Source organism: Chamaesiphon sp. OTE_75_metabat_556 (genome assembly GCF_031378165.1).
Taxonomy (GTDB): Bacteria; Cyanobacteriota; Cyanobacteriia; order Cyanobacteriales; family Chamaesiphonaceae; genus Chamaesiphon.
This window is the reverse complement of the sequence record NZ_JANNDR010000434.1, coordinates 16,981-28,606: the sequence shown is the minus strand read 5'-3', so window position 1 is coordinate 28,606 and position 11,626 is coordinate 16,981. Positions and strand designations below refer to the sequence as shown.

Below are 11,626 nucleotides of genomic sequence, written 5' to 3'. Positions count from 1 at the left end.
AGAAAATAGTATCTTTGAAATAAGTATAAAACTAAGTTATAAGAACAAGAAGACACAAGCAACTGTTGAAGATTTAGATTTTTTAGTGGCAGATGTTATCAGGGAATTTATAATTTCTGGATTGTTTCCCAAGCCTTTTATTATTAGTAGCGAACGAACTGGTGCAGCTACTTTTAGAAAAGAGCTTGATTTTGCCCGCAATCGGATGTTAAAAACTATTGCTCACGGAAATCGTGACATAGGGACTATTAACTCAGTACTTGAGAAAGGCTATCAAGACTATCCTTTAGCTGTGGAAGAAAATGTTGAATTTACTCGCAATCTAGAAAGAATTGTCAAACAACGTAGTTTTATAGCCGATCGATATCCCGAAATACTTGCTGAATTTTCAGATATGATTGGTGGTGATTATCAAGTAAGTGGGGAAGATATCCTGAGTTACATTCCGCGCAAAAATAAAAAACTTAAACTCTCCTTAACCGAAAGTTCAAGTGCCATCCGTTCCTTGCTAGATTTGGGATTTTACCTCAGACATCAAGCTGCGGTTGGAGATTTATTGATAATTGACGAACCAGAGTTAAATCTGCATCCCGAAAATCAACGTCGGATTGCTCGATTATTAGCACGGTTAGTCAATCTTGGTATCAAAGTCCTGATTACAACTCATAGTGACTATATTATCAAAGAACTAAATACATTAATCATGCTCGATCGAGATGAACCTCATCTCAAACAGATTGCTGAAGAAGAAAAATATCTAGCGTCAGAGTTGCTATCTCCTGACAAAGTTAAAGTTTATGTTGCTAAAGAAGCTCTGGTTCAATTAGAAGGGCAGAAGAAGAAGACTCGATCTCCTACGTTAGTACCTGCTAAAATTACTCCCGAATTGGGGATAGAATTGGATAGCTTTGACATGACGATCGATACCATCAATCGCATTCAAGAAAGGATCGTATGGGGTAGCGATTAGATGGATGATTTTGAAATTCTCAATCTGATGATCCAATCAACGGCAAAAGTAGAATTAGTAGACAGTGGCTCATCAAAACCCAAGGTTGTCTTGGCAGAAGCCGATTTGTATGCTGTAACTATTCTCGGAATGCCCGATCGAGAAAATGTCACGATCGTTAAAGGTGATGCTTTTGAGGCACCGAAGCAAATATTTAATGGTAAGAATGGTGAATGTAAGCAAGCTGACTTTATAATCGTTGCTCGACTCGATCAGCGACGGAAATATGTAATTTACATCGAAATGAAGGCTAGTTCTAAGACTTCTAAGGAGTGGGAAATAATTCAGCAACTTCAGGGCACGCAATGTTTTTTCACCTATTTTCAAGCTGTTGGTAAAGTATTTTGGCAAACGAAAAATTTCCTCAATGGTTATCAGCCTCGCTTTGTCAGCTTCCGAAACATCGGGCTTCCTAAACAACCCATCCATAAAGAGAATCTTATTCACGATTGTCCAGAACGAATGTGGAAGATTAATTGTGCTAAATCTATCCAATTCAATCAGCTCATTGGTAAATAACAACACTAGCATCAATCGCATTCATTTCTAGAATATCTCGTTAAAGTAATCGATCGAGTTCTCGATCCTCTTTTATTTTATTGACGATCTGTTTGATTTCCTGAGTGCGATGTTTAGACACAATCAGAGTGACATCACCATCGCGGACGACTACCACATCTTCCAAGCCGATCGTCACGACTACTTCATCGGGATTGCTGGCATACATCACCGATCCGATAGTATCGATGCAGACATGATTGGCTAATTCGACATTAATATTATCGCCTTTTAATAATCGCTCGATCGCGTTCCAATCTCCCAAGTCGTCCCAACCAAAATCAGCCGGAATCACATGAGTTAATTTGGTTTTTTCCATCAGGGCATAATCGATACTGATCTTCGGTAAAGTGGGATAAACACTCACACCTTTTTCGATCAATAACTGCATTAATTCTGGTGCATACAGTTTCAGTTCGTCGATCGCAATTTTGGCAGTGAAGATAAAGATGCAACTATTCCAGGTATAGTCGCCACTGGCAATGAAACTTTGGGCGGTGGCTGCATCTGGTTTCTCCGTAAATCGATCGACTCGATAGGTGTCTAGATCGTGATATTTACCACTAGAAATCCCCTGCTGGATATAGCCATAACCGATCGACGGAAACGTCGGGGTAATCCCCAAAGTCACAATCGCGCCCGTATGCTCCGCTAATTCTACCGCTGCGGCGATCGTCTTCGCAAAAGCCGCTGCGTCGCCAATCCAAGCATCAGCAGGGAAAAAGCCGATCGTTACCTCATCGCCATACCGTTTGGCGATTTCTAAACTCGCCCAAGCCACCGCTGCCGCCGTATCCCTACCCTCTGGCTCGGCAAGTAGATTCGCCACTGGCAGGCTGGGTAATTGCTCCTGAACGCCTGTTTCGAGCAGTTTGGAGGTAATCACCCAAATATCATCCCAGCTACCCACGATCGGCACCAATCGATTAGCAGTCGCTTGGATCAGACTTTCGCCACTACCATCGAGACAAAGAAACTGTTTGGGGCGTTGTTTGCGGCTGAGTGGCCAAAACCGTTCGCCTTTACCGCCAGCAAGAATTACCGGAACAAACTTGGGTCGCATGGGCTGAATTTAGAAATAGCTAAATGTTACTTACAGACGATCGCAATTACGCAATTTAATTTACCCTACCACGACAACCGATCGCTTCCAGCCAGATTGCCACCATCGCGCCTAATTACTGGGGGCGGATTGACTTTTTAGCGTTCTGATGATTCGATCGCTTTTAAAAGTCTTTCCCTCACATTGCTTAATTAACCAGTGTTGCCCCTTTTGCTTCTCTCTAGTGAGACTAATTGAAATCGATCGTCACAAAAAACTCCAGACATCTTCACATGCATGTCTGGAGAAAAATCTGCTTAAAAAAACTTGATTTTATGATTTGAAAAATGCGATCGTTTTATTAGCAACCTTCGTACCGAGAACTTCGCCCTCTTTAGCATCAAACTGCCAGTGTACGCCCAAATAAATTCGACTTTGATTATTTTCGTCGATCGCGTCAAATAAATTAAAAGTTTTTTTGAATTTGGGACGGACAGTACCAGTATTGTCAGTGGTGACACCATTAAATTCATCTGAGACAAAAGTCACCTTGATTCCTTTGAGTAATGCTGCCATCTCCGCTGGCGTTCCATTCGGTGCAGTGGGATTGATTAGAGCCGCCGCCGTTTTAAAACAAGCTGCACCAAAAGTTGCGTGCCCGGATGGGTATGCTGGGAAATTTGGCGTACCATTATTTGCCGATTTATTAATTGGGTTGCTATTGGGCGCACCTAGTGGCAACCAAAATGGATCTACTGTTGTGGCTGCATTTTCATCACCCTTACCTTGAGGCCCCCAGCCAATATCAGCTTCGCGAATGCCCACAACAGGCCGCCAAACATCATATTGATATTTCCAATACCAAGCTGCAATTCCGGCATCGGCCATTGCGACATTAATTGCCGTGAGGACTGTAATTTGACGATCGTGTGAGAGGGTTTCAAAATTGTCGATCGCCCGCACAAATTGATTGTAAAGACGCGGTGGCACACCAATTTTATTCGCTCCATCATAACCCCAGAAAATCCCTTTTACGGCTTTGATGGGATCTTTCTGGGGTAGATCGTTCTTCCCATCCTTAAGTACTTCATTAAACGCCACAGCATATTCAGGGCTGCTTAACATTGGTGGCTTGTCCAAAAAGGCATCGGCGACAACACTAGACAGCGCAAAGGGTCTCACCAATCCCCAGGTTCGCCCCAGTGCCTTTTGAGTGGGATCGAGCGGATCGGGGCGATGTCGTCCGGCGGCTTGATTATAGAGTGTGTCGAGTTGTGGGGCGGAGGAGCCGTCGTTCATTCTGGCGGCAATCCAAGCATCGGCGACTTGTTCGCCATACTTACAGACTAGATCGTTACAACAGCCTCCATCATTGGAATCAAACAGGTTTGCTGCTTGGGTATCGATAAATTTTTTGAAGTCAGGATAAAGTACTCTGGCGGCGCGGAAACCAGCACATAGCAGAGCTTTCGATCCGGCAGCTTCGCTGGTATCTAAAGTTGCTGGGGGAGTCGGTAGTCGAGTCTTATCGAGTTTAGGCTTAAGCTTTTTGGTGATTTGGGCGTAGGCATCATGAGCAGCAAGATGAATGATAGCTAGAGCGCGAGAAGCTTTGGTCGGTCCGCCATTGTTCGCATTAGGAGCATGTCCATCGCTAAAATCGAGGGCTATTAGCTGTAGTGCTAAATCATTGATATTCAGGATACTCATTGAGTGTGGATTTTTTTATAGATTCATAGGAACAGCCTAGCTCTACCTCGATCGAGTTGTCGGTGAGAAAAAGTGATTTATTTACGGAGTAACATATGAAGTTTTATAACTTAGGCTACAAAACTTCGATCGGTAGCTGGTAACTTTTTCACATCAGTGCTAAATTTTTCCAGAACAATTCGAGATTTTCAACTCCGCCAAAAGCGGAACTCCAGAGCGTGGCATCACAAACAAATATATTGGCTTGGCGCGCTCCATGGGGCGGCATCCATAAGAGTGCATTAAAGTTCAGATTTCCGGCTGCTACAAATGGATGTCTCGGAGCGGCGGGATTAATTGATTGCTTGGCAAGTACCCGCACAGAATTTTTGAGAAAATCAGGGACGAAGTAATGGGGTAGATGAGCGTGAAGATTGAATGTCGTCACATTTTGCAGAATATTTAGATCGTCTAAATCTGGGAATTTTAGTAGTGGCGCAGGAGCATTATCTACGCTGGATTTAGCGGGATTTAGTCCGAATTGATTTTCGATCGGGAATCCGAGTTTGGCTAAAATTGCTCTGGCAAATCCACCGATGCGCTCTTGTGCTGGTACTAGTCGATCGCCATGATGTAAAAATTCGACTTCACGAGATTCTGGATCGTCTCGAACGCCGATATCATGTTGGGGACAAACTAATAAGCAAGCATCTTTACGCTCTAAAAACTGCTCGATCGCGGCTACTTCTGCTGGTGTCGGTTGTTGATTTGTCTCAAAATGATCTAAGCTAACTATAATCAACGTATCGATATCTTTCAGAAAATTCTCATCAATTAATTGCATTGTCCGGTCATCTCTCTGGCGTTGGCCTACTGGCACTGAATGACCTGTGATTGAAAAGATCGTTTCCCGAAAATGTTGGAAATCAGATAAAACCACATGATCTAAGAAACCCGAAATATCTTGTTGGTACAAATCTGAATCTGCTCGCCATTCATACTCCGGCCAGATCGATCTTCTAAATTCAAACAACGTTGGATATCGATTCTCCAGCTTGCCGAGTTCTGCCGCAGTTTCTTGCGGACGACTCCACGCAAAATACAGGGCAAATCTACGCTCGGAACTCAATAATTTGGGCAAACAAACTTCTTGCCCCACTTGGAGATCGGCGTCAATTTCGGTGAACTGAGTGCCATCTGGCTTCAAAATTTCATGCCACCGATTGTCATCACCTAACTGCTGCTGTGCGACTAAAAATAGCGTATCTCCCGATTGGATTGTGTACGATCGACCCGATTGACAAGCCATGAGTTAATCCCTCCCCGTCTGTGTGGGCATAATTTCGGCGAGAGCTGCTGTGACGGCTTTCCGAAATTCATGCTCCAAAATATCTAGAAACGATCCTTTGGTGGTTTCAGTTACCCACGGGTCCATCACTACCGATCGCAAGACAGTGATGGAATCTCCCGCAGATTTCCCAACTCCCAGACGGTGTTTGTAGTCAGTAATAAATGTTGCTCCATATTGAGCGGCATTCAAATCTGTGGTGCTGACAATTAGATCGTACCCGTAGATATCATCGCCCGGATTGATGCTCAGTCGATCGTACAAAGCTTTATTCAACCGATTGGTTTGGGCGAGATCGGTATTAATCTGTCCCGACGCATTTTTAAAGTTAAATGCATAGGCTAAAATATTTTGATCTGGCCCAATTTCTGCGAGTAATTTCATTGCATCACGATCGTTAATTATCTCTTGATTCGTCTTCCCGACAATTCGATCGCGAATAAATTGAATTTGGGCGGCTAAATCAGCACCATCAACTTCAGCAGGCAATCGCGAGACTGGCACGACCACAAAGGGATCTTCTGGGCGTGCCATGCAGAGCAATCGCGCGTAGAGTTTCTTGCAACTAAATAGTGCTTCACCGATGATTTTGCCATAGCCACTTTTTGATGGTCGAATCACGCGATGACTCAGATAAACTGCGGCGGCGGCGGCTCCTGGTTTGGAGCCTTCGATCCCATAGATGCCGACAGTGGGTTCGGCATCGCCGTGAAAGACGACGGGGGCACTAAAGGTGACTAGATCCCGCATAGCCGAGTTGCGATAGCAGAGTGCGCCGGCTGGATAGGGAATATAGCCAGATTTATGAGGGTCTACCGTAATTGAATCCACACCACCTAACGCCTGAAACTGCTCGATCACATAGTGCTTGAGCGGGACAGCCGGAGGGGGAGCCGCTACCAAACTCGCCAAAGGTTCAGGCATATCAAAATCATCGCGCATGACGGAAATATGATAACCGCCCCAAGCAGCATCCCCATGAACGGTAAATTCCAAACCGCGCTGCCGAAATTCCGCTCGGAGAGCCAAAATATCCTTAATCGGATCGATCGCACTTTCTTCGGTACTGCCGACGACACCAACCACTGTATAAACAGGAATTTTTTCAAGCAGACATCGTTCGAGGATGTCTTTGAGTGCGGCCATATTCAGCCGCGCATCTTTATCTACGGGTACATCGATCGCATTAGCAGCTCCAATCCCCAGCACAGCAGCGGCTTTGGGGAATGAGTAATGTTTGGTACCTGGTACCAAGAACACGGGAGACTTATCGATTTGGCTGAGAAAGCGGCGGGAAAACTCTTGTAAACCCAGGCTTTGTAAAGAATACTGCGCCAGACTCGCCGTAATCGTATCTCGTGAAATTTGGGATTCGGCGGTGAGCCGAGTCGGTAAAGCGAGGATGTCATCAGCTTGGAGATTGAGTAATTCCCAAGTATCCAACTCAATTAACGGGCGCGATGCTCCCGTGGGGAGGGTAATGACGATCGATTTACCCGCAGCTAGGGCAGGATCTGCCTGTAAAGCTGCTTGTAGAGCTAACGGATAAAATTTGAGATTTCGCGCCGACCACAGTGCTTCAATATTAGCTACCGTACCATCGCAGGTAATATGTCCCCACGGCCGAATTGCTCCCCGATCGATCGCCTCTCGATCGGGTATAGTATATCCGAGCATTTGACACAGATCGTCACCCACCAAGATTTCCAAAATCGTGGTCGCCGTCGAGCCTTCAAAGGCAACGTTATTGGGATTGTATAGCATCGCTGCAAAATAGCCCAAGATGCCTGGAATAGTTAAATCCCAGTTCATATGACCTTGATAGCGCGGACTGAAAAAGGGTACGGATTTTTTTAGAAACGCCAGCAAGGATTGATAACCTTCGGTGAGGGAATCCATCGCTTCCAGATATTCGGGCGATCGCTTCATTTCTCCCGTAATATGGGTAGGATCGCTGGGATGAAAATTCCGCCGCCAAAAAGCTTGATCGCGAATCGCTTCGACAATAAATCGCTCTAATTCATCCGCATTTTCGGCTTTTGGCCCTAAAAACCAGGCTTCGAGCGCGCGCGTGCCCGTACTATCAAAATTGGGAAGATCGCTCGATTGGGCAACCTGCTGTAGCCCTTGGCGCGCTTTTTCAAATCCTTGACTTAGAGCATCACGCGGAGTATCCATATTTTTCACCCAATCCTCATTAGCAGCTACAGTAATTGTCAACAGAAAAATTTATGCATCATCCTTGGTCTTAGAAAAACGTTTTTTGTTAAGGATCGAAACGGATTACCCGACTCTCAGCATTGCCATCTACAGTTAATCTGTAAATAAAGATGCCCGGTGGTAAAGATGTTCCCGCATCATCTTTACCATCCCACACCACTGATTTTTGGCCAGCACTGGGATTACTTTGATCAACTAGTTGGCGAACATAACTACCAAACTGATTCCAAATATCAATTCTGACTGTTTGGGTATGCTCCGGTAATGTGTATTCGATATTCACTAACTGGTCAAACTTTGCTGGCGCATTTGTGGACAGAAAGCTTAAAGGTGCAACTCTTTCCACTAAAGGGGCTGTTACTGGTGCAGTAGCATACTTATAAACCGTTTTACCCGAAGCATAACCGACAGTCACGGGATTGCCAAAAAATCGGAAGCGATTGATAAATTGTCCGATCTGATTGGCATCTTGCCAATTTTGACCGCCATCTTTCGTTTCACTGCTAAAACCGCCTTGAAAATCGGCAGATCCCCAACCACCAACCCAACCTTGGTGCTCATCAATAAATCCAACTCCTTCGAGATTGACATTTTCTTGAGGATCGTTGATGCGAAGTCTGTTCCAGGTGTTGCCCCCATCTGTTGTCTTGAGAATCGCGCCTTGATTGAAATTTTCCAAAGAGACAAAACCAACCATCTCATTGAGAAACTGAATTTTCCACCCCCATTCGCCCAACGGCAAAGAGGAACTAAGATCGGCGACTCGGTTAACCCAGGTTTCCCCCCCATCTTCTGTATAGAGCACCACTGGAATTACATTATCGCGACTGGGTTTAGGAATACTCCGATCCGCTTTGCCACCGACAACCCAACCACAATCTGGATTAACGAAATAGTTGTCAATCAAAATTGTGGCATGTTCGCTCATATCCCAGGTAGTCCAAGTTGCCCCACCATCGACAGTTTTCATCATCCGGGCAGGAATATCAGCAGGATCGTTGGTACCAGAAGCGTAAATAACCGATTCATTGACAACTGAAAGCCCACAAATTTTGACCGGAGCGTTTGCCGGGAGATTCGCTGCAATAGTCCAAGTATCTCCGCCATCAGTTGTGTGATACAGGCGTTGCTCTGGAGATACTGTTCCCACCCAACCATTTAAGGGGTTGGCAAAACCAACAGATCTCAAATAAATTGGTCGATTTCTAACGATCGGTGTTTGGAATTGCTGCTGCCAGCTAATGCCACCATCAGTTGTTTTCAAAATTTTACCGTCGCTATTGACTGCCCAACCAATCATCGGATCGACAAACCAAATATCATCAGTTCTCGAACTAGCAGTCGGTGCATTTGTAGCAAACCATTGTAAGTTTGGAGAATTTGTCATGACCAATATTTCCTCTTGCTGATGGATACAATCTGCGGATTACAGGGGGAAATTACGATCTTTCCACTGCTTAAATAAGTTAATTCTGGTCGCTGTCCAAGCACCTTCAGGCAGTAAAGGCATCGATTGCGAGGCTACTACATCTAAAATCGCCTCTGCATTGCTCTTGACATCATCATAATCGCCAAGATTGACTCGAAATGTTGGAATCGCTTTCATATGATCGACATCCATGGGGGAGAATAATTGAGAGATGCCGTTTGCCCAAGTTTCGCCATTGGGTGCGAGGGAAATGGTATGGGCGATGTTTTTGAGAGTCGCAGATACTTCCGCTAAAGCTGGCCGCAACTGAGAGTGGGATGCAGTTCTAGCATCATTAATTAGTGCGTCGCAAGCTTGGGCAATTTCTTGAATTCTCTCTTGGAAAAAGATCCAAGCACTGCTCATCTGTGGGAGTAGTTGCACATCTGCATAGACTTCAAAACTTGGCCCTGCATTCATTCCTGGAAACCCCTCACCTGCTGGCAATAGAGTAATTGCTTTAGCTAAGGGAGAAACAGCAAAAGGCATCAGATTAATAAACGCACTCTTGAGCACATACATCTGCTCCTCATTCTCCTCAGTATGAGCAAAGAAACGCAGGAGTATTTGCAGCATCACCTCATAAAGAGCAACGAAAATCTCAACGACATCACGACTCAAGGTATCGGTAATGATATTTGCCCCAGGAGTTATATTATCTTGCTGAAGACTTAACAGTGGATTTTCAATTACTGGACGAGTAGGTTGAAAACTGGGATCGCTTTGTAATTCTGCTAAATACTCTTCGCGAATTTTGGTGAAATTGGCAAAATGACTGTCAACTCTTTGAGCCGGAGATCCTTCACCCTGTACGATAATTAGATCGATCGCTTGGACTGCTGAAGCTAAGTCTGTAACCTGGATCATTTCTCTGAAAAGTCCCGTTGCCTGAGCTGCGGGCGATCCAATAAACAGTTTTTGACCGAGAGTTTCAAAGCCTTGGCGGATGAGTCCGTAAAGTTCCCCAATGGTGTTATATTCCAGCTTTCTCGGCAGCAATGGTTCTGCTAGAGCCATTAGTCTGGCAAATTCTTGGTCTCTAATGCTCTGACAAAACTGAGTCCAAGTCCCTCTTTGTTCGTCATTGTCAAAATTATTTGGCAGCTCAAAACAAATATAGCGATTCAGCGTAGTTTCATTGAAAGGAGCTAATATAAATTTAAGCTTTAAAGAACTATAAGTTTTAGCTTGGGGGAAATTTGCGCGCCGGAAATATGGTGCTCCGCCGATAGCAGTCAGCAGATTGCTAGCTATTGCTAAATGCAGCATTTCTTGGACTGAAATCTTATTGATTGTCCGTCGCCATCTATTTATTTTTGTTAATTGAGCTGGAGAAACTCCCTCATTTGTGGATTCTTTTAAGCTGAAGGCAGTAAAAAGATATTGGCAAGCAAGGGAATGTTCTAACTCTGCTGCTTGGGAGAGGAGATAAAGCAAGTCTTCTCTGGTTTTGACTTGATTGTCTGTGCTCATAACGCTACTATTATTTGCTCAAGTTTCTAAATATAACAAGACACCTTGAAAAATAGTCTACATTGAGATTGATCGAGCTGTCAGTGAGAAAAAGTGAGTTATCGATCGCGATTCTTGTTGAGTTTTGTAAATAAATGCCCCAAGTACGATCTCGATCGAGATCGCACTTGCCAAAGAAATTAGCGATCGCTTGACTGGCAAACAGGAATCAGCGGATTAATGCCAGCAAAATTGCAAAAATACCAGACTTTGTCCAACTCAATCTCAATTTGAGTATGGGGTTTGTTTAGTTGAAGATTGGATAATTTATCGCAGCGGTTTTGCTTGACTTTGAAGATATTCCAGCAAAGGCAAAACACTTTCAGGCAAGGTTAGATCGTCAAATTTCACCTGATGTGTTCCCTCCTTAGTCTCGATCGTAATCTCGTAATTAATTAAATCTGCCGCATTTTCAGCACGACCACTTTTGGATTGCAGAATTCCACTAGTTTTCACCAAAGACTCCAATTGAGTAGATTCATCAGTGCTTAATGAGTTGATATCCAGATCTAAACCCATTCGCAATCCTGCATATCCACCCGATTGACGAAACTTAATTTTCATGTGTTTTTTAGCTTTATTAAGTGGCGATTTTTCCGGTGACAATCTATCTGCAAAATATTTAGAAGTCATACTCGATCTAGTTCGATCGAGTATAACGGCTTGAATTAAATTAGTAGCAGATAGCCGATCGACAGAAAAACTATTCTCTCTAGGATAGTCTAGGAGCGAGAAGAACTGTATTAATAAAGTTGTACTGGCGATCGCCAATGTCAACAC

At 44.2% G+C, this 11,626-nt stretch carries 9 protein-coding genes; 2 read left to right on the top strand and 7 right to left on the bottom strand.

The features are described 5' to 3' along the window. Both RMO27_RS17675 and RMO27_RS17670 read left to right on the top strand, forming a co-directional pair. The coding region (locus tag RMO27_RS17675; RefSeq protein ID WP_309734931.1) for an AAA family ATPase at positions 1-970 on the top strand (970 nt) is incomplete at its 5' end. Further along, positions 971-1,528 carry a hypothetical protein gene (locus RMO27_RS17670; RefSeq protein WP_309734929.1) on the top strand — a complete coding sequence of 186 codons (558 nt, stop codon included), beginning with the start codon at positions 971-973 and terminating at the stop codon, positions 1,526-1,528. A gap of 40 nt (positions 1,529-1,568) precedes the next feature. Here the strand turns inward: RMO27_RS17670 and RMO27_RS17665 are convergent, their stop codons facing one another. The 7 genes from RMO27_RS17665 to RMO27_RS17635 form a co-directional block, all read right to left on the bottom strand. After that, positions 1,569-2,630 carry a sugar phosphate nucleotidyltransferase gene (locus RMO27_RS17665; protein ID WP_309734926.1) on the bottom strand — a complete coding sequence of 354 codons (1,062 nt, stop codon included), beginning with the start codon at positions 2,628-2,630 and terminating at the stop codon, positions 1,569-1,571. Between the two features lie 312 nt (positions 2,631-2,942). Next, positions 2,943-4,319: a hypothetical protein gene (locus tag RMO27_RS17660; protein WP_309734923.1), complete on the bottom strand. Its 1,377-nt coding sequence runs from the start codon at positions 4,317-4,319 to the stop codon at positions 2,943-2,945. 148 nt (positions 4,320-4,467) lie between these two features. After that, positions 4,468-5,607: a LysM peptidoglycan-binding domain-containing protein gene (locus RMO27_RS17655; RefSeq protein WP_309734921.1), complete on the bottom strand. Its 1,140-nt coding sequence runs from the start codon at positions 5,605-5,607 to the stop codon at positions 4,468-4,470. A 3-nt stretch (positions 5,608-5,610) separates the two neighbouring features. Continuing rightward, positions 5,611-7,824, bottom strand: a complete 2,214-nt coding sequence (locus tag RMO27_RS17650) for a pyridoxal phosphate-dependent decarboxylase family protein (RefSeq protein WP_396133748.1) — start codon at positions 7,822-7,824, stop codon at positions 5,611-5,613. Positions 7,825-7,912: 88 nt separating this feature from the next. Next, entirely contained in the window at positions 7,913-9,253 is a 1,341-nt protein-coding gene (locus tag RMO27_RS17645) for a YCF48-related protein (RefSeq protein ID WP_309734916.1), read from the bottom strand. A gap of 39 nt (positions 9,254-9,292) precedes the next feature. Further along, positions 9,293-10,807 (bottom strand): ferritin-like protein, encoded by a 1,515-nt coding sequence (locus RMO27_RS17640; RefSeq protein ID WP_309734915.1) that lies wholly within the window; start codon positions 10,805-10,807, stop codon positions 9,293-9,295. Between the two features lie 306 nt (positions 10,808-11,113). Further along, positions 11,114-11,479 carry a protealysin inhibitor emfourin gene (locus tag RMO27_RS17635; RefSeq protein ID WP_309734914.1) on the bottom strand — a complete coding sequence of 122 codons (366 nt, stop codon included), beginning with the start codon at positions 11,477-11,479 and terminating at the stop codon, positions 11,114-11,116. Positions 11,480-11,626: the final 147 nt, after the last annotated feature.